This window comes from Cohnella endophytica, assembly GCF_003628305.1.
Lineage (GTDB): Bacteria > Bacillota > Bacilli > Paenibacillales > Paenibacillaceae > Cohnella > Cohnella endophytica.
In genome coordinates, this window is sequence record NZ_RBZM01000010.1 from 88,511 (window position 1) to 109,952 (window position 21,442).

Sequence of the window (21,442 nt, forward strand, 5' to 3'; positions counted from 1 at the left end):
TTTTACTAAGGCCGTAAGCCGTTTTTTATTACCTCCTTTACTGTGCAATTTCGAGAGACTCATCCGGTATGAAACTACCATGAGGTTATATTACGGTCTGGCGAACTTAGCATAAATCAGTTGTATCTCTTGCTGAAGATGCATTCCTACGCTAATCGTGTGTAATTTTATTGCAAAAGGTGTTGATCGCCCGATCGACAACCGCCTGGAACCATAGACGCAATTCGAAACCCGATCCATTTATTGACATCGTGTGTTTTTCTATGTGTTTAAGGTTTAATTTGATTTTTAAGTAGGTCGTTTCCTTAACATTTGGTATAATATCTAATAGGAACTGGCGTTCCCTTCGGGTAGAAGAAGATATTTCTTAGAAAGAAGGAATGGTTTTGCCTCGTCTGCTTTATACCGCATTGATCTTATTGAGTCTCATCTGGGGAGGCTCCTTTTTCTTTATTAAGCAACTGCTGCAGGATTTCGGTCCATGGACCATTGCCTTTCTCAGATCTAGTTTCGGCTTAGTTACGATAGCGACGATCATGCTTATTTTGCGAAAGCCCTTTGAAATCGGGAAAATCCCGTGGATCCCCATGGCGGTTATGGCCTTATTCAATACGGCGATTCCTTGGGCGATCATCGGATTTAGCGAGACGAGATTAACGAGCGGCATGGCATCCATCTTAAATGCGACGACGCCGCTGTGGACGATCGTCGTGGGTGCGCTTTTTTTCAAAGCAGTCACGAATCGGAAACAATGGTTCGGTATGGGAATTGCCTTTATCGGACTGATTATTTTACTAGGAATAAATAAAGATTCGATTATCTCGGTCGATTTGTTAGGTTTTGCTTGCATGATTACGGCCACGCTGTGTTATGCGATCGGCTCGCAATTGTCCAAACGGCTCAAGGGAGTATCGATGTATCAAATCACATTCGGCACATTGCTCTGCGCGATGCTGGGGAGCGGAAGCATGGCATTTACGTTCGAACGAGTCTCGTTGCCGCACATCGCATCGGGCACGAACATCGCGATGTTGATTGGATTAGGCGTATTCGGATCGGGCATCGCCTACATTCTCTTTTATTATATGATCCAGAAGGGGAGTCCCGAATTCGCTACGATGGTTACTTATCTTGTGCCGGCAAGCGCGATTATTTGGGGCAGCACGCTGCTGAACGAGCCGATCCATTGGAATTTATTGACGGGGCTAGCATTCATTCTGGGGGGAGTCTTCTTAGCGAATCATAGAAGGAAGACGGCGAAACAATGAGTTATAGCAGTGCTCAAGCTTTCTATCCAATTCCATCGGAATGAGGTTGTTTTCATGCGACAGGATCAACTGTATTCCATCGGTCAAGCTTCGAAAATATGCAATTTGAGCATTCAGACGCTTCGCTTCTACGATAAGATCGGTTTGGTCCATCCGAGTGAAACGGATAAGCACTCCGGTTACCGGTATTATTCGAATCTTGATCTCCTGCATATCAAAATCGTTCAAGGCTTGAAATCGCTGAATTTCAAGCTAGAAGAAATCAGCCATACGTTAAAAAGCGAGAAGTTAGACCGCATCATGGCAATGATGAAAACGAAGCACGAGGAAACTTTGCAGGAGGTTCGAAGGCTGGAGAAGGTCGCGACGGCTATCGAACAAAGAATGGCGCAAGTAAATTTTCTTCAAGCCTTGGGCGGTGAGTTTAAGGAGCTTGATATCCTGGTGGAAATGAAACATTATCCGGATCGCCATGTCGCTTTCGATCGGGGGCGCTATGCTTGCGGAATGGAACCTTCTGTCGTGCGGTTTACCGAGCTTTTTCATAAGGTAGAAGAAAACGGTCTGACGCCTAACGGTTATATCATGACTGTGTACCATGAGAATATTATGATCTTCGATCGCCAAGACTCCGATATCGAAGTCTGCATCCCCGTCGATAGCAGGGGGACGACAGCGGATTTCACGCGAACCATCGCCGGCGGAGAATATATTACCGCTCTCTACTGTGGCGTACCGAATGAAGAATCCTGCAAACGGATCTACGGGAAGCTGCTCGAATGGATGAAGACTAACGGCTACGAAGAGAGCGGCCCCGCAATAGAGCAATACTTGGTGGATATGACGCAGATGGGCAAGCCGGAAGAGTTTATCGTGGAGCTGCAAGTTCCCGTAATTAAAGGGTTGACTCTATAGTTGCTATAGGGTTTATTGTGTTCTCATCCGAACAATTCGAGGGGGAGAATAGCAATGAATCTGATATTGGGAACAGGTCCATTAGCGATGTCGGTCATGAAGGAGCTCGTAAAAAACGGCGAACAGGTGAAAATGGTCAGTAGCAGCGGGAAGGCCGCGGTGCATCGGGGGGTACTGCTGGAAAAAGCGGACCTTATGGACGGAGCCCAAGCGGCTAGGGTAATGAAGGATGTCCGGATCGTTTATCACTGTGCACAGCCAGCCTATCACAAATGGGAAAACCTTTTTGCTCGCATGCAGAACAATATTGTAGAAGGTGCTTTGGCTGCGGAAGCCAAACTGGTGGTCGCGGAAAATTTATATATGTACGGCTTCGTAAAAGGGAGCATTCATGAGCAACTGCCGGATGCCCCGATTTCCAAAAAAGGCAAGATCAGGGCGGAGTTGTCGCAACGGTTAAAGCAGCTTCATCGAGACGGGGTATTACAGGTAGCGATAGGAAGAGGATCCGATTTTTTCGGTCCCACCGTACGCAATTCTTCCGTGGGAGGTCGATTTTTCCAGCCGATCGCGGAGGGGAAACCTTGCTCCGTGCTTGGGAATCCGGACAAAAAGCATACGTATACCTTTATCGACGATTTCGGCAAGGCGCTTGTAACGCTGGGAAATCATGAGGACGCCTTCGGTCAAGTCTGGCATGTCCCGAATGCGGATACCGTTACTCCCCGACAGTTTGCCGAAATGGCTTATCGGATTGTCGGCAAACCGGTGAAGGTGAAGTCGATGGGCAAGAGTATGCTCCGATTGGGAGGGTTGTTTATTCCCGAGGCGCGCGAGAGCGTTGAAATGATGTACCAATTCGACAACGATTTTATCGTCGATAGCCGTAAATTCAGCGAGCGATTCGGCGTGACGGCAACGCCGATGGAGCAAGCTCTCGCCCAAACGCTGGAAGGGTATCTCGCGGCTCGCAAAATGAAATTCTCCTCATAAACGTTTACAGCCGCTACCGATTCCGATACCTTGAGAAAAGAAGAATTCGTCGAGGGGTGTCCAAATCGAAGTGGGAACAAACATGAAGAAGAGGATAAACAAGCTTACACTCCTAGCGATAGGGGCTCTGCTCTTATTAACAACGGCCCTGCCTTTAACGGCGAATGCCGCACAGGAGAAGCCGATTGCAAAGGTACAAGCAACGATTAAGTTGGATGGAAAAGATATAAAAACGGATTCCGTCAGAGAGATTGCGGGAAGAATGTATTTGCCTGTCGCGCAATTGTCCATGATGTTCGGAGCGCAGGTCAATTGGAATCAAGACAATGAAGAAGCGACGATTACTACCGTGTATGGAGATCGTATCCTATTAGGTAACGGAGTACCTGTCGTATACTTCAACGGCGCTCGTTACATAATGGACGCTGCTCCCTTTACGTCGGATGGGCGTATGTATATTCCTTTGCGCGATGGAGCGGAGATGCTGCACGCGAAAGTAAGCTGGAACGACGAAGAGCAGATCGTATCGCTTGAATCGGTTCCGCTGTCCGTCGCAACGGAGCAATTCGGTCTAACCGAGATCGTCAAGCAGGCAGGCGTTAGCCAGGCTAATCTATTGAAACGCAACGGACTGAACCCGGAAGACGGCGTCGAGGCGGGAGCGAAGCTACGAGTCGTCATGCCGTCCATTCTAAGCCACGAGGCAAAGCCGTTTACGGAAGCGGAGTGGCTATTGCTGGCCAAGATTACGCAGGTTGAAGTCGGCGACGAGTCCTATGAAAGCCAGTTGGCGGTAGCGAATGTCATACTGAATCGGGTCAAAGATTCGCGGTTTCCGGACACGGTTCGGGACGTCGTCTATTCCGGCAAGCAGTTTCCGCCCGCCCATAACGGATTATTGGATAAAAGCGTGCCGAAAGCCAACGCGTTGCGCGCTGCCAAGGATGCGCTGAACGGCAAGAACAATGTCGGGGATGCCGTGTATTTCTTCAATCCCAGGGTAACGAAGGGCAAGTTCTGGTCCAGTCTGACGGTGATCGATACGATCGGGTCTCATCGTTATGCCAAGTAGGATCAGATAGAATGGGAACAAAATCGAAAAGCCTCCAAAACCACTATTAAAGTGGGGTTGGAGGCTTTTTTTATGAGGGCAGTCTCTTCGAATCCGTTAAACATGTAGGACATCCTCGCTTGAGAGAACGCGATTGCGCCCGGCCATCTTGGCTTGGTACATCGCTTGATCCGCGCGCTCGATCAGGGAGCGAGTATTCGCGCCTTCCTGAGGCACGATGGCGGAAACGCCTAGGCTAACGGTTACAAAGGGGCTTGCGTCGGAGAATGCATGAGGCAAGCGCAACGTTTCGACCTCTTGTCTCATCCGTTCGGCGATATGCACGGCATCGGACAGCGCAGTATCCGGCAGCAGAGCGACGAATTCTTCTCCGCCGTAACGGGCCACAAGATCGCTTGGCCGATTGACGGCGCGGCTGAGCGCCTTCGCGACTTCCCGGAGGCAATGGTCGCCTTCCATATGACCGTAGTTGTCGTTATATTTCTTGAATTGATCGACGTCCAGCAGGATGAGGGAAAGCGGGAGCCCGTTCGAACTATCGAAATGGCGGCGCTTTAACAGCTCGAATTCCTTGTCGAGCGTCCGATCGAAGCAGCGGCGGTTCGCGACGAGCGTCAGCCCGTCCGTGTCGCTCGCCTGCTGGAGCCGGACAACGAACTGTTCGAGCTTCTCGTTGGACTCCAGCAGCTCGATTTCCTTGGCTTTGCGCTGCTCGATTTCCTCGTCCAGCTTCGCCTTGATGGCTTCCAGCTCTTTGCGTTTCAAGTGCAGCTCCAGGAACACCTTGACCTTGCTGAGCAGAATATCCGGATCGACGGGCTTAAGCAAATAGTCTACGGCCCCCGACAAGTAACCTCTGAACACGCTGCGGTCTTCCTTGTTAATCGCCGTGACGAAGATGATCGGGATGCGGCATGTCGCTTCGTTGCCCCGAAGAAGCTCGGCGACTTCGAAACCATCCATGTCCGGCATGTTGACGTCTAGCAAGATGAGCGCGAAATCGTTCCGAAGCGTCAATGACAACGCCTCGTTGCCCGAACGCCCCGTATACACCTCGCAATCCAACTGCTTCAGGATCGTCTCCATCGCGAACAAATTTTCCGCGCGATCGTCCACGACCAACACTTTTGCTGTTATTTTGTCTTGCGGCTCCATGAAGCTCATCGTTCTCCTCCATATGCGAATCTGCGATAGATTTTCCAAGGCGCGGATACGGCCTCGTACTGGTCGGCAAGCGGCGTGAAATCGAGCGTCTCCTTGCTGCCTAGGCACAGGAAGCCGCGATTGACGAGGCTTTCGTCGAAAAGTCGCAGCACTTGGACCTGCAGCTCGCGATTAAAGTAAATGAGCACGTTGCGGCATACGATCAAGTGCATCTCTCCGAAAGCATGGTCGGTGACCAAGTTATGGCTCGCGAACACGATATTTTTCTTCAAATCCTCGTTCAGCTTGGCCATGCCGTACTTGGCGTGATAATAATCGGAGAAGGAACGAGTCCCTCCCCCCGCGTGGTAGTTTTCCGTGAACGTACCGATGTTCTCGATCGGATAGATGCCTTGCTGCGCAATCTGCAACGAGCGTTGGTTAATATCGGTCGCGTAGATTTGCACGCGGTCGTAGAAGCCTTCTTCTTGCAGCAGGATCGCCATCGCATAGGCTTCTTCTCCCGTCGCGCAGCCCGCATGCCAGATCTTGACGAAAGGGTAGGTCTTAAGCAGCGGGACGACCTTACTCCGCAATTCCGCGAATAACGGCGGATCCCTGAACATCTCCGTCACCGTCACCGAGATATCCATCAGCAGTTCATTCGCGAAGGTCTCGTCGTGCAGCGCCAGCGGGATGAGCTCCGACAAGTGGGCGACTCCCGCTTTTTTCATAATGTAATCCAACCGTCTCTTTAAAGATTCGGGCGCGTATTGGCGAAAATCGTAACCGTACTTCTGCGCGATAGCCTCCAGCAGCAATTCTAGCTCCAGCTTTCTGGTCCGGTTGTCGTTCATCGGTCGCTGGATAGCCAGACGCGCAGGAGCGAGAGGAGCCTGTCCACGTCCAATGGCTTGGTCATATAGTCGTTCGCGCCGCTTTCGATGCATTTCTCCCGGTCTCCGATCATCGCCTTGGCAGTTAGAGCAATGATCGGGAGAGACTCGTATTTCCCGTTCGAGCGGATCTCGCGCATGGCCTCGTAACCGTCCATCACCGGCATCATCATGTCCATGAGCACGAGCTCGATGTCGTCGTCGGCTTGCAGCTTCTCGATCGCGAGCTTGCCGTTGTCGGCCATGATGACGTCGAGGCCCTGTTGTTTCAGGACTTTGGAAAGAGCGAACGTATTGCGCAGATCGTCGTCCACGAGAAGTATTTTGCGGCCTTGCAACGTGTTATCCGTATCATGAACGCGACGGATCATCGTTCTATCGCCCTCGAGCTTAGTCGTCTTGCCTCCCACGCTATGCAAGAAGAGCATTACTTCGTCCAGCAGCCGTTCGGGGGAATTTTCTCCTTTAATGACGATGCTATCCGTAAAACGGTTCAGATCTTTGTATTCTTCCTGCGAAAGCTCGCGACCGGTGTAGATGACGACGGGCGGAATGCGGCCTTCCTCCGATGCGCGCTCCAGCCATTCGAAGCCGGTGCCGTCCGGCAAGCCGAGATCGAGAATGACGCAGTCGAACGTTCTCTCGCGGAGCGCATCCATACCTTCGCTCACGCTGCCGGCATCATGCATCTCGATATCCTTGGACCTCATCAACTCGCGGATCGCCTTGCGGTTTCCTTCATCGTCTTCTATGACCAGCACTTGCCGGATTCGACCCGGCCGCATCGCGTCATCGATTTCCGCGAAAATCGCTTCAAGCGCCTCTGCCCCCGGAGAGGTCAGGAAACCGACGGCCCCCTTCTCGAGAGAAGCGGCGACCTCGTCCTTGCCCGTAATCAGGTGAGTCGGAACGTTCTTCGTCTTCGTGCTGTCTTTCAGAAGTCGCAGCAGCTCTTGCCCATCCATGTCAGGAAGCCACGGGTTAAGCACGATCGCGTCGGGTACGTTCCGCTTGGCAAGTTGCAGCGCTTCCGTTCCATTAGGGGCGATGAGCGTCTCGAAGCCTCGAACCTCCGCCATCCTGCGAAGGACGCCGGCGAATTCCGGATCGCTTTCGACGACCAAGAGAGACCGGCTGCGTTCACCCGAGCGGGGAATCGGTTTTTCGGCCGTAGCGCGGACTTGTTCCTTCGCTGGCTCTACCCTCGTTCGGGAAGCTTGTCCCGTTAGCTGCGACGATTCCGTCTCGGTCTTCAAAGCCGCCTCTGGTAATTCCAGCGGGAGGATTAGGGTAAAGCAGCTACCCTCGCCTTCGCGGCTCTCAAGATGAATTTCTCCGCGAAGCAAGCTCGCCAACTCGCGTGAAATCGTAAGGCCGAGTCCCGTACCGCCGTATTTGCGGCTCGTGGACCCGTCGGCTTGCTGGAACGAACGGAATATTTCCTCCTGCTTGTGCGACGGTATTCCGATGCCCGTGTCGCGCACTTTGAAGGCGATCGAGTTATCTCTCGTAAGATCGCTGTCCGTGAAACGAATATCCGGAGCCGGCCTTTCGATGCTAACGTATACGGTTCCTTCGGAGGTGAACTTGAAAGCATTGGATAACAGGTTTTTTAAGATTTGTTCCGTCCTTTGCGCATCCGTGAAGAGAGCCTCCGGCAAATCCGCCGCTTTCGCGCATTCGAACTTGATTCCCTTTTCGCTGGCTACGGGTTTAAATTGATATTGCAGATTGCGAAGGAAGTCGTCAATCGGTATACGTTCCGGGTTAAGTTGCATCTTGCCGGCCTCTACCTTGGATAGGTCGAGAATATCGTTAATGAGTCTTAATAAATCCTGTCCGCCGCCGTGAATGATTTTGGCCGATTCGATCTGGTCTTCCGTCAAGTTGCCCTCGCCGTTATCCGCCAGAGACTTCGACAGGATCAACAGGCTATTGAGCGGAGTCCGAAGCTCATGCGACATATTCGCCAGAAACTCCGACTTGTACTTGCTGGATAGCGCCAGCTCGTCTGCCTTCAATTGAAGCTCCTCGCTGGCGTGCCGTATAATATCGTTCTGCCTTTCGATGTCGGTTTTCTGCGCCTCGAGATGAACCGTTTTCAATTCCATTTCTTCATTAATGACTTGAAGCTCCTCGCTCTGAGCTTTCAGCTTCTCCTCGGACTGCTTCAGTGTTTGCGTCTGCGCGGCAAGCTCGTCGTTCGAAGCGCGCAGCTCCTCCTGCTGGGACTGCAGTTCTTCGGACAATAGCTGGGCTTCAAGCAGAAGCCGTTCCGTCTTGTGCCGGCCTTTCACGCTATCGATTAAGACGCCGAGCGTCAGCGACAGCTGTTCCAGAAGCTCCAGCTGAATCGGCGTAAACGGCTGTAAAGAGGCGATTTCGATGACGGCGACGACTTCGTTCTCATGAGCCACAGGAAGAACGGTAATCGTTAGCGGTTTATACTCGCCCAAGCCGGACTGAATGGCGACGTAATCTTCCGGCACGTTGTTGAGCACGATCGGGGAGTTGTCCAACGCGCACTGGCCAACGAGCCCTTCCCCAAGACGGAACCGGTTGGGCAATTGCTTGTTTTCCTTATAGGCGTAACTGCCAAGAAGCGCGTATTCCCCGTTATAAGTCGATTTGGGATCGGACTCCAACACGAAGAACGCTCCGTGTCCACCTTCTACCGCCTTCGCGATCTCGGATATTAGCCGAGTGGCTAATAGCTTTAAATCCGTAACTCCCTGAGCCAGTCCGACCAGTCGCGCATACTCGGTCTTCAGCCAGTTTTGGCGCTCGTTTTCTTCGATGTTCGCGGATAATTGCTGCAGCGTGTCGAGAAGCACTTTTTCGCTTTGTGAGGAACGCCGGAACATGAGAAACGAGGCAATGCCCGCGGAGAGGGATACCAAGACGGACAATAGAATGAGATAACGAGCCTGTTCTCCCGTCTTATCCGATTCCGTCCATGCCTCGGATGCTAATTGGCTTACAATGTCCTTAACTCCCGCATGTCTGGCACGGAACTCGTCCATCTGTTGTTTGGCATAGTCCAATAACCCGAGCGCTTCTTTCGTTCGTCCGCTTTCCACGCGAGTCTTCTGATCGTAGAAGAAGGCTTGGAGCTTCTCGATTAAAGTGGCGATTTTTACATTAAGCAAAGTACTCAATTCGGGAGAATGAACTTTCGCGTATTGAGCGATGACGTTCAGGTCGGAGGTCACCTTTTCCCTTCCGGTTACGTAAGGCTCCAGATAAGAAGGATTGTCCGTTAGAATATAACCGCGAATACCGTTCTGCTCGTCGGTCAAGTCTTGAAGCAAACTATCGGTCGCGCGAATGACGGGAATCGTTTCCTGCACGATGAAATTAGAAGCTCGTTGCATCGATAGGGACGCGAAGAAGCTTACGATGCCGACGATAATCATAATGGCAATAATGATCAAGTTAATCGAGGCGATTCTCGCTTGCGAAATTTTCATACCGGTCTCCCCCAGTGGTTAATCCAGAACCGCATTCGTTATGGCAAACTATTCTTTGATTACTAGTTTAAGTGATGCGACGACATTCGACAATGAGGTAGGCCGCCCATCCTCGATAATCGGATGAGAACGCAAACAACCCGCAAGAGAGTCACTTCTTTCAAAGTGATCATCTTGCGGGTCGTAGTTCGTCTTATGCCTCGGGTTCGTACGTGATCGTACTCCTTGCGTCGGCGGTCGGGGGGGCGGACGTGCCGCGTTCCTGTTGTTCGGTCAATGTGGCGAGCCTCCAGCCGACCATCACGTTAACGACTGCCATTGCGGCATATAGAAGATAGTCCCCCCACGGTTCCGGAAGAAGCAAGTCGGCTACCAACCATCCTCCAGTCATCGTAAGCCCCATGAACGCGCCTTTAGTGGCATTTGAGAAACGTTTTATTTTCACCCGAACAACCTCCTGTTGGTTTGCACCAAGGATATCCTTGCCGTGCGATTGGTCTACGAGTTCTCTCCTATATGATGTGTATGTCAATTGACTGCTCGAATATGCTCATGCCACGCGAAGTGCCGATTCGAGACGATTGGACGCCGCTTTATTACTTGTTATGGGACAAAATCAAGCAACGTATAATAAATCACGACTTTCGGCAACTTATCCCGCGGCAGGGAGGTGGGACGATGTGGGTTAAACCGAGCTTTACGGTCATTGAGGTTTGCGCTGAAGTTACGGCATACGCCTATCAGAAGTAAAGATAAAATGCCGGAGAAATCCGGCATCTATTTTTTAACCTTCTATTAGGAGGGGGCAAATGTTATTAAAGGTGTTGGGATCATCGGCAGGGGGAGGGTTTCCTCAATGGAATTGCGCCTGTCCGATCTGCCGTCGCGCACGGCAAGGTACTTCGTTCGTTCATGCTCGGATGACGGATTCGTTAGCCCTAAGCGCCGATGGTAAGACGTGGTACCTGATTAACGCGACTCCCGAGGTGTGCGCCCAGATTGAATCCTGTTCGGAGCTAATCCCGGGTCCGAAGGTTCGCGACACTCCAATCTCGGGCGTTCTGCTTACGGATGCGGAGCTTGATCACGCCATAGGACTACTCAGTCTAAGACAGGGAGCGGATTTGGAAGTGTACGCTACGGCTCCCGTACTAGATGCTTTGACGACGTCATTCCCTGTCCGGAAAATCTTGGAACCTTATGCTGCTTTTCGTTGGTCGGAGGTTAAGCCCGAAGAATCATTCCCACTATTTGGGGGTAGGCTATGGATATCTCCGATATTTTTAGGTAACAAGCCTCCCCGTTATGCATCCCGCAATCAGGATGCGGGAGGAGCCGAACCATGGGTGGTCGGTTACCGTATCGTAGATCGGGTTACGGGAGGCGTCGTTGTCTATGCACCGGGCATCGAGTTATGGACCGAAGCGCTCCAGAATCAGCTTGAGCAGGCGGATTGCGTCTTTATTGACGGGACCTTCTGGTTTTCCGACGAACTTCGGAGATTAGGAGTTTCCGATTTGGTTGCGGAAGACATGGGGCACGTCCCGATTACCGGCCCCAACGGCAGCCTAGAGCGGCTCGCCAACCTATCGGCACATCGCAAGGTCTATATTCACATCAACAACACGAACCCTATTCTTGATGAGAGATCGATCGAATACCTGCTTCTTAAAGAGCAGGGAATCGAGGTCGGTTATGACGGTTTGGAACTGGAGGTCTAAGCTTGAGTATGCATTTGTTATCTAATGAGGAATTCACGATGCGATTACGAAGAGTCGGGGAGTTACGCTATCATGACAAACATCCTTATCACGTACGCATGCACGAAGGGAAACTGAGTCCTACTCAGCTGAGGGCTTGGGTCGCCAATCGATTCTATTATCAGCAAAATATTCCGGTCAAAGACGCGCTTATTCTCTCGAAGCTTCCCACGCGCGAGGAGCGACGAGACTGGATTCAACGGATAATCGACCATGATGGACGCGAGGGGAACGAGGGCGGAATCGAGGCTTGGATTCGTCTTGGAGAAGCGGTTGATATTCCTCGAGAGGAAATGCTGGACGAACGTCATGTGCTCCCGGCCGTTCGTTTCGCCGTCGATGCCTACGTCAATTTTTGCCGTCTTCAACCTTGGCCGGTAGCCGTTGCTTCTTCATTGACGGAACTGTTCGCGCCGGTTCTGATCACCCAGCGTATTGCGGTATTTGAACGGCTGTATCCTTGGATTCGCCCTGAAGGGTTGGAATACTTTCAGGCACGGCTTCATCAAGCGCCTCGCGATGCGGATCACGGGCTGGAGCTTGTTCTGCGCGAATGCAAGGATCGAAGGGAACAGGAACAAGCGATAGCCGCGCTTAACTTTAAGTGCGATGTACTATGGGCTATTCTTGATGCGTTGGGCTTGGCATTCCCTAATGAGGCGAATTAGCCATGATCACGTGGGAGCTATCAGATCAGCCGACGTTACGCAGCCCGGCTCGTCTTAAATACGATAAAGCCCGCCAAACGGATTTACTCCTTCTACCGGAACGAGTCGTTAATCTCAATGCTACCGCCGGAGCGATACTCTGGCTTTGCGACGGCAAACGAACGGTTGCTCAAATCATCGAACAATTGGAGACGAGGTACGATCAAGCGGATTTAGAGGCGGATATACTCGAATTTCTAAACCAAGCGGCAGACAAAGGGTGGGTGGAGACATGGAAGTAAGCATACCCTACGCCTTATCGGCGGAAATCACTCACCGTTGTCCCCTGCATTGTCCCTACTGCTCGAATCCGCTAGAGCTGCAAAAACGAGAGAACGAACTAACGACCGCGGATTGGATAAGAGTATTGGAGGAAGCTAGCGAGCTTGGCATCGTACAAGTTCACTTTACGGGCGGTGAACCGCTTTTGCGAGCGGATCTGGAGCAGTTGGTCCATCGCGCTCGCGAATTGGGCTTCTTTGTCAATGTAATAACGAGCGGGGTTGGGGTTACGGAAAAGCGCGTTCGGCAGCTCATAGAGGCCGGCGTCGATAGCATACAGCTAAGCGTTCAGGCTTCTACGCCTGAGCTTGCCGATTCGATAGCCGGTTATAAGGCTCATGAAATCAAACGGCAAGCAGCCCAAATCATACGTGCCGGCGGACTCGCTTTACATATGAATGTCGTACTGCACCGGCAAAATATTCATCTCGTCGAGGAAATGGTCGAGCTTTGCGCGTCGTGGGGGGCACAGCGGCTGGAACTTGCCAACACCCAATATTATGGGTGGGCACTATTAAATCGGAAGCAATTGCTGCCTACCAAAAATCAGCTCATGGTAGCCGAAGAAGCCTACATGCGAGCGAAAGAAAGCTTTGGCAACAAAATGGAGCTGCTGTGGATTGTTCCCGACTATTACGAGGATTTCCCGAAACCTTGCATGGGAGGATGGGGCAAATTATCTCTGACGGTCACGCCGGACGGAAGAGTACTGCCTTGTACCGCTGCGGCGAGTATTACGACTTTTCATTTTGAATCCGTTCTAGATCGGAATCTAACGAGAATTTGGCAAGAATCCGTCTCCTTTAATGCTTTCCGAGGATTTGATTGGATGGCTGAGCCATGCAAGAGCTGCGACCGTCGTTTTCAAGATTTCGGGGGATGTCGATGCCAGGCCTTCCTCTTGACGGGCGACGCGCGGCAGACAGACCCTGTATGTCAGTGGTCGCCTCATCGCGGCTTGATCACCGAATTCGTTTCTTCTATTAACGGAGGAGACATCGAACAAGATTCCGATCTCGAGAAGCTATCTCCTTCCTATTCCTATCGCGGCAGATGAATAGAACAATGGGGGAATGTGCCTGTGAGAATATTCGACGCCCACTGCGATGTGCTGAATAAGCTGCTGGAAAACCCGGAGCTCGATTTTCTTCATGAAGAGAAGCTGCTAGACGTTACGTTGGATAGAATGATCGAATCGGGCATCGGCGTCCAGAATTTTGCGATCTATCTATCTGCCCCCTATTCGGATCAATTTCGGCATGTGCTAGAAAGCGTAGATTTGTTCCACGAACGTATTCTTTCCAACCGACAGATTCATTTCGTTCAATCGAAGGCGGATTTGAAGCTTGCTAGGGAAGAAGGATGGATTGGGGCCTTGCTATCGCTTGAAGGAGTGGATGCGCTGCAGGGAAACCTGACTTATGTTCGCATCTTGTTTTATTTGGGAGTGCGGAGCATCGGCATTACCTGGAACCATGCGAATTGGGCTGCCGATGGCGTCATGGAACCGCGAAAAGGCGGGTTTACGGCTAGAGGGATGAAACTGATCAAGGAATGCAATCGCCTGGGGATCATTGTGGACGTATCCCATCTCTCCGAGAAAGGTTTTTGGGAGTTGACCGAGCTTTCCGATAAGCCGTTCATCGCCTCGCACTCCAATTCAAGCGCGATTTGCCCGCGTTTGAGGAATCTGACGGACGAGCAGATCGCTTCGATCATTCGAATTAACGGCGTCATGGGAATCACCTTTGTTCCGCCGTTCGTGCATCTGGAGGAGCCTGTGACGATGGATAAAATATTGCGGCATATCGACCATGTTTGTTCGCTTGGAGGCAGCCGCCATATCGGATTAGGCTCGGATTTCGATGGGATCAAGGAGTGGGTCGTCGGTCTGGAACACTCCGGTAAATATCATCATTTTGTGAATATGCTGCAGAAGCATTATAACGAAGAAGATGTCGAGCACTTTGTATATAAGAATTGGTACAACTTTTACGAGAACAATTTGCCGGAATAAGATTCCGCGGGTTAAAAAACAATAAAACAGCCAGGAAGTCACCCTCTAGAGGTGTCTCCTGGCCGTTCTGCGTCAATCCATACGGTTATGGCACTTCGTTAAAGTCAATTACGATATGGTTCGAATCAAGAATTCCGACTACGCCGGTAATGACAGAACCATCATATGTTCCTGCGTTGTTAATTATCGTTCCCGTGGTTGTAATGCTATTAAGTCCATTACCCAGCACAACGCGTGATCCAGCTAACAAATGTAATGTTCCATCGACTACGAGTTTACCGCCGTCGGTATCTACGCTCAATACGGGTTGAACGTGTTCGATATCCGTATCTACGGCCGCTGCAACCTTTAACGTGGCTCCGGTTGCAATTGTGAAGGTTTCATCTTCTCCTACTACGAATGGATTCATAGCTTGTTGTTGTACGGTTCCTGTTCCAGTCAGCACGTAGGAGGCAATTGTTGAGGATGCTCCACCGGTAATCGTGAAAGTTGCCCCGGCTGCTAGTTGTAGGTTAGCCGTGCTGCTAGCATCGCCTACGAACAGGTTGTCCGTTGTACCGGAGCCCCATCTTAACAGGCCGCCTGCGTTTACGACCACCTTGTTACCAGCGCCAATTTTCCAGTAATCTCTCAGCGTAGTTCCTGCTGGGACTATAGCTGTGCCCGTGCCTGTGAGTGTGCTAACAATTGTAATATCTTTTACGCCAGCCGTTAATGCGATTTGCAAATTAGCCATTGTAGCTACGGACGCCGTTGCAAAATTAATCGCTTGATGACCCCCATCAAGAATTCCGACTACGCCGGTAATGACAGAACCATCATATGTTCCTGCGTTGTTAATTATCGTTCCCGTGGTTGCAATGCTATTAAGTCCATCGCCCAGCACAACGCGTGATCCAGCTAACAAATGTAATGTTCCATCGACTACGAGTTTACCGCCGTCGGTGTCTACGCTCAATACGGGTTGAACGTGTTCGATATCCGTATCTACGGCCGCTGCAACCTTTAATGTGGCTCCGGTTGCAATTGTGAAGGTTTCATCTTCTCCTACTACGAATGGGTTCGTAGCTTGTTGTTGCACGGTTCCTGTTCCGGTTAGAACGTAAGATTCAATCGTTGAAGACGCTCCGCCCGTAATCGTGAAAGTTGCTCCGGCTGCTAGTTGCAGGTTAGCCGTGCTGCTAGCATCGCCTACGAACAGGTTATCCGTTGTACCGGTTCCCCATCTTAACAGGCCACCTGCGTTTACTACCACTTTGTTACCAGAACCGATTTTCCAATAATCTCTCAGCGTAGTACCTGCCGGAACAGTGGCGATGCCCGTACCTGCTGCAAGCTCGCTAGCGATTGTAATGTCTCTGATGCCAGCCGTTAATGCGGATTGCAGTTCTGCCATTGTAGTAACTGATGCTTCTGCAGGAATTATTACGCCGCCTCCAGGCGCAGGTGTAGGCGTTGGAGTCGGTGTCGGTGTCGGTGTAGGAGTTGGCGAAGTGCTAACGACTGTTTCGACGCCTTTAATGAAGTTTGCACCCATGACTGCCGCCATTTCACGGTTAGCGTTGCCGAGGGGGTTGAATGAACCGTTAGGCGTACCAGAGATTAAACCGTATTTCAATGCCAATGCTACGTAGTTTTTCGCCCAATCGGAAATGCTAGCAGCGTCCGTAAAGGTTAATGGAGCTGTTTCCTCGATTGTCCCTTGCGTTTTCAATGCCATCACCATAATTTTAGCGGCCTGCTCGCGCGTCAGGACGGCGTTGGGAGCAAACTTTCCATTACCTATGCCATCAATGAACCCTGCCTTGCGCGCTGCTTCTATGTATGGAACAGCCCATCCGTTAACGTCGCCGAATGACGATGCTGCCGATGTGTCTACTGGAAGGTTTAAGGCTCTTACAAGAATTGCAACGAATTGTGCGCGCGTTAAATCGCCTTTGGGGTCGAAGTGCGTCGCATCAAGTCCGTTTAGTATACCCTGTGCTTGCAGTTGGATAATTGCATCTTTAGCGTAGGAACCCTCAATATCTTTGAAATTGTTTTCGGCGGCAAAGCCTGGAACAGCAGAGCCTAATACGATTGCAGTTGATAGAGCGGTTACAATTAGTTTCTTCATTGAAATTCCCTCCAAGTTGTCAGTGTGAGTTTTGTGGCAAGTGACGATATTGATTTCCACTATTTAACATAGTGCCGGACATATCCTGCGATGTCAATGCATTTATTACCAGTAATGTAATGTAAAAAAATTACATAGGCTTCCAAATATATAGCCTAAATGGGCGTGTTTCGACTCATTTTCGATACTCAGTCGAGGCCATAACAAAAAGATTACCCGATCACAAATTACATATGATAACATAATTACAAAATAACAACGGAAGTGACTGTCGCGATGTTCTTCATTCCTGCCGAGTCCCGATGAGCAAGGGATTACATCGGTATTCTATATAGGAGTCGTTTTCTCCGAGGAAGCAGGAGAGCTTTAATTAGGGGAGGTTATTCATCATGAGAAGTATACTTTGTCTCAGCGAATTTACTGCGGAACAGCAAGAGGCCGTGCGGCGCGCGGCGCCGGATTTCTCGATTGTTTTTGGTCAACCGGCTGATGGAGAGGACCCTATCTACCGGGAAGCCGAGATTATTTGCGGTTGGGATGCAAAGGTCAAGGACGAGGCTCTGCGGGAAGGCGCCAAGCTCCGTTGGCTGCAAAGCTGGTCGTCGGGAATCGATAGTCTGCCGCTCGAACTGCTGGAGGAGCGCGGCATTCGGCTTACCGATGCCAGCGGCGTTCATGCCCGGTCGGTATCCGAGACGGCCGTCGCCATGATGTTGGGGCTGTCTCGCGGCATTGCGGACGCCATTCGCAATCAGCGGACGTCCGTATGGGAAAGCCCGAATACGCTTGCCGAGATGAATGGAGGCACCGTTGCGATTGTCGGTGCGGGGGAGATCGGCCGGGAGGTTGCCCGGATTGCCCGCGCGTTCGATATGCGCGTAGTCGCCGTCCGCAGATCGGGAGGAACAATGCCGGAAGCGGATGCCGTCTACGATACTTCCCGTCTCGACGATGCGCTGCGGGAAGCCGATTATGTCGTTAACATTTTGCCTCTCACGAACGAGACGAAGCATTTGTTCGATGCGGAACGATTCGCGGTCATGAAGAGAAGCGCTTATTTTATTAACGTCGGGCGCGGCGCGACGGTCCGGACGGAGGATCTGATCGAGGCGCTAGACAAGGGTGCCATCGCGGGCGCCGGACTAGACGTATTCGAGCAGGAACCGTTGCCCGCCGATCATCCGCTTTGGAAGATGCCGAACGTGATTCTCACGCCGCACAACGCCGGCGGTAACACCGTGCGCAACACGGAGCGACTGGCCAAGCTGTTCGTCTCGAACCTTGAGACTTACTTGTCCGGCGAGACGGACAAGCTGCGTAATCTGGTCGACTACAAGAAGAAGTATTGACCAAAAAACCGGGAACCCCTCACAGTGGTGGGAGCTCCCGGTTTTTTGCGCTATCTACTCCTATTGTGTATTGTGTCGTCAGAAGCACGTGAACGATTCGATACTCCGAAGGTCGAAGCCGGAGAACATCCAGAAGAAACCGTTCCAACGAAATCCGGAGATCGATGTCCGACCGACGAAGACGGGATAGAACCAGAAGCCCGGGCCGCTGCGCGGCCAAATGTACGTGTTGCGGAACAAGCAGCGGGAGATTGCGCCCGGATCAATGGCAAACGTCGTCGTCATGGGCTTGGGAGGAATCGTTTGAGGCGGCGGCGAAGAGGGGGGCTGTTGTTGCCCGCCTTGCGGTCCGAAGGGAGGCATAAAGGCCAATTTCATCACTCCTTAGATAGTCGGTTGTCCCAGCGTCCTCAGATCAGCGAGATGGCGAGAAGGTTAAAGAGAACGAGGGGAAGCACGAAGTTGTTATAGGGGTCCGGGGGACCTGGGAAAAAGCCGCGATTCAAACCTTCATTGGACAGGCGTAAGTATAAAATTCCTCTGTCGCAATAATGGATGTGCCCTTCGAAGACGTCGCCGTCCATCGTCTCGACCTTAACCAGCCGATGGGCGTGGGAAGCGCACAATTGATGAAGCTGGTCTCTGTGGGACTTCAACGTCTGATGAAGCTTGGAATCGCACTGAAAGATCGGCGTCAGCTCGTTCCGTACGTCATATTGCGAGCTCATGGCGAAAACCTCCGTATTTGTCGAACATGGGTTATTCTATGCGGTGGCCTAGTTAGGCGTTACGGGGCTAAACGAAACGTTTGAGGTGTTATAATCAAGGAAACTGTGTTTATTTGGAGGGAATGGACATGCGTTTGTTCCGAATGAAAGCTAACCTGGAGGGCGCAAACCGCTTGCCGGAATTCCTAGAGGGCAATTATGTGTGTTACGGAAGGCCGGGTATAGGGGATCTGGATAAAATAAGCAAAGCGGATCTGAGGGAGCAATTGGCTAAAGCGTATCGTCTAGACGGGCAGGAGCTGGATCGGAGATTAGAGGAGTATTGCGACTTCGCGTCCGGCATGCAGGATGGCGATTACTTGATCGTAGACGATGGCGAACGCCTGCATCTGGGCGATGTGGGCGACTATTATTATTTGGATCACTTCGACAATCTTGAGGAATGCAGCGGGCATAGGCGCGGCGTGACTTGGCTGAGAAGCCTGAGGAGAGAAGATTTACATCCGGAGCTGCTGAATTTTCTAGGTCGCGAAGGGGAAATCGGGATGTTCGGGCGCCCTGTCACCCAAGAGGAGCTAGAGAATTTATTAACGAAGCCGGCAGCATCCGGATCCAGGCTGATTGACGAAGAGACGATCATGGAAGCACTCGGTATTCTGAAGGAAGTCATGAGAAGCGACGATGCGGAGCGCAGGGAGCGGGCAGCGATTGCTATTTTGCAGGCCGCGCGATTCTAAAGCTACGGATTATTACGCCCGATAGTGATAATCACGTTGCCCTTTTTGCGTCCCGTCTCTACATACTTGTGAGCTTCGGCCGTTTGTTCCAAGGGATAGCGCCTATCGATGACCGACTTTGGATCGAAACGACGATTCCTTTACGACTGTGAAAGAGCTATGACCTCCAGTCTAATGTTATAATCACCCATAGACTGTTGGAACCGGAAGGGTGATAGCTAGCATGAGCGTAATTCGATTGGAGAACGTTACGAAGAAATACGAAGAGTCCCTGATCTTTCGCGATATTTATTTTCGGTTGAGCAAGGGAGAGCGTGTCGGCTTGATCGGACGGAACGGTGCCGGGAAGTCGACCGTATTCCGGCTGATCTTGGGCAAGGAAGAGCCGACGTCCGGTAAAGTGGACATCGATCCTCAGGCGAAGATCGGGTACTTCTCCCAATTCTCGGAATTAAGCGGAAGCCTGTCCGTTCAGCAAGAGCTGGAGGCATGCTTCGAGCAGGTCGCTCTGATCGAACGGGAGCTGCAGGAAGTCGGAGAAAAACTGGGCTTGGTCACCGATGACGGCGAAATGGAAGGACTGCTGGGCAGGCAAGCGGAATTGTTCGAGCAAATGGAGCATCTCGATGGCTGGAACGTGTCCGTCGAGATTAACACGGTTCTAACGAAGCTGGGGTTCAACGAGAGATCGCGCAATCAGCCGATCGACGAATTGTCCGGAGGGTGGAGAAACCGCGCCGCGCTCGCCAAGATGCTCATCCAGCAACCCGATGTCGTCCTGCTCGACGAGCCCACGAACTATCTCGATATCGAAGGCATCGCGTGGCTCGAGCAGTGGCTGTACCGCTTCAACGGCGCCATGATTCTCGTATCCCATGACCGGCAATTCATCGACAAAGTCGTCACGCGAACGATCGAGATCGAGAACTATCATTTTCAGGAATACGAGGGAAATTACACGGACTACGTCCGTAAGAAAAAGATGCGCAAGAAGGAGCTGGATCGTCAGTTCGAGTGGGAAGAGGAGCTTCTTCTCATGGAGTCCGAGGCGATCGACGATCGCGCGAGCAGGAAATCCGGCTCCAAGGACCGTCTCTCCCGCAAGCTGGCGGATAACAAGAAACGGATCGAGCCGCATCCCGTTAATGTCCTGATTACGGATATTTACGAGAGGCTTCGGTTCCCGGACAAGCTGTGCGAAGTGAAAGCAATCGGACAGACCTACGAGGGGCGGCAGATTTTCAAGGACGTCAGCTTCGATATTCAGAAGGAAGACCGCTTGGTCATCGTGGGGCCGAACGGAAGCGGGAAGTCCACGCTCATCAAGGCGCTTACGGGCCAGGAGAAGCCCGAATCCGGCGAGGTGGTCTGGGAGAAGGGCGTCGGCTACGCCTACTTTAACCGGATGTGGGAGGAGCTTAACCCTAAGGATACCGTGAGCCACGCGGTGAATACGTACGGATTGGGACTAGACGCGCCGCGCAAAAAGGTAAACAAATTTCTGTCTATGCTGCAATTCTCGGAGGCGGATTTGAGCAAGACCATCGGCAACTTGTCCGGCGGACAGAAGGCTCGAGTCGCGTTGGCGAAATGCCTGCTCTCGGGTTCCGCGGTCATCGTCTTGGACGAGCCTACCAACCATCTGGATCTCACGAGCATTCAGGTCATGGAGCAGGCGTTGATTCATTTTCCCGGGGCCGTCATTACGGTAAGCCATGATCGGTTCTTCATCGATAAGATCGGAACGAAAATGCTGACCTTCGATCCGGTAACGGGCGTAAGCGAGCAGAGTTTGTAGGGATACCAGGTTTAATTTAATAGGGCCGGAAAGCACCTTCGAGGGTGGTTTCCGGCTCTTTCTTTAAGCCTGCGAGAAGCGACTTTGACCTAGAGAGCACGAACAATCGCATATTTAATATTTAAACATTGACAACGATAATCATTATCAATAGAATGATATTTATTGATAATGATTATCATTACTAATTG

General features: G+C 51.5%; 20 protein-coding genes and 1 pseudogene. 13 read left to right on the plus strand and 8 right to left on the minus strand.

Annotation, left to right across the window (positions count from 1 at the left end; translation table 11 throughout):
• The first annotated feature begins 386 nt into the window (after positions 1-386).
• The 4 genes from D7Z26_RS22135 (at position 387) to D7Z26_RS22150 (ending at position 4,248) form a co-directional block, all read left to right on the plus strand.
• Positions 387-1,268 (plus strand): DMT family transporter, encoded by an 882-nt coding sequence (locus D7Z26_RS22135; RefSeq protein ID WP_120979207.1) that lies wholly within the window; start codon positions 387-389, stop codon positions 1,266-1,268.
• Between the two features lie 54 nt (positions 1,269-1,322).
• A complete protein-coding gene (locus D7Z26_RS22140) occupies positions 1,323-2,183 on the plus strand; it encodes a MerR family transcriptional regulator (RefSeq protein WP_120979208.1) in 861 nt (286 codons plus the stop codon).
• 54 nt (positions 2,184-2,237) lie between these two features.
• On the plus strand, positions 2,238-3,176 hold the full coding sequence (locus tag D7Z26_RS22145) for an NAD-dependent epimerase/dehydratase family protein (RefSeq protein ID WP_233567111.1): 939 nt from the start codon (positions 2,238-2,240) through the stop codon (positions 3,174-3,176).
• Positions 3,177-3,258: 82 nt separating this feature from the next.
• Positions 3,259-4,248 carry a cell wall hydrolase gene (locus D7Z26_RS22150; RefSeq protein WP_120979209.1) on the plus strand — a complete coding sequence of 330 codons (990 nt, stop codon included), beginning with the start codon at positions 3,259-3,261 and terminating at the stop codon, positions 4,246-4,248.
• Between the two features lie 96 nt (positions 4,249-4,344).
• Here the strand turns inward: D7Z26_RS22150 and D7Z26_RS22155 are convergent, their stop codons facing one another.
• The 4 genes from D7Z26_RS22155 to D7Z26_RS22170 form a co-directional block, all read right to left on the minus strand.
• Positions 4,345-5,412 (minus strand): diguanylate cyclase, encoded by a 1,068-nt coding sequence (locus D7Z26_RS22155; RefSeq protein ID WP_199731762.1) that lies wholly within the window; start codon positions 5,410-5,412, stop codon positions 4,345-4,347.
• Complete coding sequence (locus D7Z26_RS22160) at positions 5,409-6,248, minus strand: CheR family methyltransferase (protein ID WP_120979210.1); 840 nt, start codon at positions 6,246-6,248, stop codon at positions 5,409-5,411. The genes D7Z26_RS22155 and D7Z26_RS22160 overlap by 4 nt, the downstream gene beginning before the upstream one ends.
• A complete protein-coding gene (locus tag D7Z26_RS22165; protein ID WP_233567115.1) occupies positions 6,245-9,757 on the minus strand; it encodes a response regulator in 3,513 nt (1,170 codons plus the stop codon). The genes D7Z26_RS22160 and D7Z26_RS22165 overlap by 4 nt, the downstream gene beginning before the upstream one ends.
• Positions 9,758-9,950: 193 nt before the next feature.
• On the minus strand, positions 9,951-10,202 hold the full coding sequence (locus D7Z26_RS22170) for a hypothetical protein (RefSeq protein ID WP_233567117.1): 252 nt from the start codon (positions 10,200-10,202) through the stop codon (positions 9,951-9,953).
• 233 nt (positions 10,203-10,435) lie between these two features.
• Between D7Z26_RS22170 and pqqA the strand changes: the two genes are divergently transcribed.
• From pqqA to D7Z26_RS22200, 6 genes are read left to right on the plus strand one after another with little or no spacing between them, the layout of a single operon-like run.
• The gene (pqqA, locus tag D7Z26_RS28130; protein ID WP_407643547.1) at positions 10,436-10,507 is read left to right on the plus strand and encodes a pyrroloquinoline quinone precursor peptide PqqA; all 72 of its coding nucleotides are present in this window, start codon (positions 10,436-10,438) and stop codon (positions 10,505-10,507) included.
• Between the two features lie 59 nt (positions 10,508-10,566).
• On the plus strand, positions 10,567-11,478 hold the full coding sequence (gene pqqB, locus D7Z26_RS22180) for a pyrroloquinoline quinone biosynthesis protein PqqB (protein WP_120979212.1): 912 nt from the start codon (positions 10,567-10,569) through the stop codon (positions 11,476-11,478).
• 8 nt (positions 11,479-11,486) lie between these two features.
• Complete coding sequence (gene pqqC / locus D7Z26_RS22185; protein WP_120979367.1) at positions 11,487-12,185, plus strand: pyrroloquinoline-quinone synthase PqqC; 699 nt, start codon at positions 11,487-11,489, stop codon at positions 12,183-12,185.
• Positions 12,186-12,187: 2 nt separating this feature from the next.
• A complete protein-coding gene (gene pqqD / locus D7Z26_RS22190; protein ID WP_120979213.1) occupies positions 12,188-12,466 on the plus strand; it encodes a pyrroloquinoline quinone biosynthesis peptide chaperone PqqD in 279 nt (92 codons plus the stop codon).
• Positions 12,457-13,563: a pyrroloquinoline quinone biosynthesis protein PqqE gene (gene pqqE, locus D7Z26_RS22195; protein WP_120979214.1), complete on the plus strand. Its 1,107-nt coding sequence runs from the start codon at positions 12,457-12,459 to the stop codon at positions 13,561-13,563. Before pqqD ends, pqqE begins: the two co-directional genes overlap by 10 nt.
• A gap of 24 nt (positions 13,564-13,587) precedes the next feature.
• On the plus strand, positions 13,588-14,523 hold the full coding sequence (locus tag D7Z26_RS22200; RefSeq protein ID WP_233567121.1) for a dipeptidase: 936 nt from the start codon (positions 13,588-13,590) through the stop codon (positions 14,521-14,523).
• A gap of 85 nt (positions 14,524-14,608) precedes the next feature.
• Here D7Z26_RS22200 and D7Z26_RS22205 read toward each other — a convergent pair whose 3' ends face one another.
• A complete protein-coding gene (locus D7Z26_RS22205; protein WP_120979216.1) occupies positions 14,609-16,639 on the minus strand; it encodes an S-layer homology domain-containing protein in 2,031 nt (676 codons plus the stop codon).
• A gap of 389 nt (positions 16,640-17,028) precedes the next feature.
• Between D7Z26_RS22205 and D7Z26_RS22210 the strand changes: the two genes are divergently transcribed.
• Positions 17,029-17,988, plus strand: coding sequence for a D-2-hydroxyacid dehydrogenase (locus D7Z26_RS22210; RefSeq protein WP_120979217.1), 960 nt, complete (start codon positions 17,029-17,031; stop codon positions 17,986-17,988).
• Positions 17,989-18,066: 78 nt separating this feature from the next.
• Here D7Z26_RS22210 and D7Z26_RS22215 read toward each other — a convergent pair whose 3' ends face one another.
• Together D7Z26_RS22215 and D7Z26_RS22220 are read right to left on the minus strand one after the other, a co-directional pair.
• A complete protein-coding gene (locus D7Z26_RS22215) occupies positions 18,067-18,351 on the minus strand; it encodes a transporter (protein WP_233567139.1) in 285 nt (94 codons plus the stop codon).
• A gap of 47 nt (positions 18,352-18,398) precedes the next feature.
• Positions 18,399-18,716: a hypothetical protein gene (locus D7Z26_RS22220; RefSeq protein WP_120979219.1), complete on the minus strand. Its 318-nt coding sequence runs from the start codon at positions 18,714-18,716 to the stop codon at positions 18,399-18,401.
• A gap of 128 nt (positions 18,717-18,844) precedes the next feature.
• Here D7Z26_RS22220 and D7Z26_RS22225 point away from each other — a divergent pair, with 128 nt between their 5' ends.
• The gene (locus D7Z26_RS22225; protein ID WP_120979220.1) at positions 18,845-19,453 is read left to right on the plus strand and encodes a hypothetical protein; all 609 of its coding nucleotides are present in this window, start codon (positions 18,845-18,847) and stop codon (positions 19,451-19,453) included.
• Between the two features lie 2 nt (positions 19,454-19,455).
• On the opposite strand, the pseudogene D7Z26_RS22230 reads toward D7Z26_RS22225, so the two are convergent.
• A pseudogene (locus D7Z26_RS22230) lies at positions 19,456-19,572 on the minus strand (zinc-binding dehydrogenase); the annotation flags it as partial.
• 104 nt (positions 19,573-19,676) lie between these two features.
• On the opposite strand from D7Z26_RS22230, the gene D7Z26_RS22235 reads away from it, so the two are divergent.
• Positions 19,677-21,251 (plus strand): ABC-F family ATP-binding cassette domain-containing protein, encoded by a 1,575-nt coding sequence (locus tag D7Z26_RS22235; protein WP_120979221.1) that lies wholly within the window; start codon positions 19,677-19,679, stop codon positions 21,249-21,251.
• Positions 21,252-21,442 lie beyond the last annotated feature (191 nt).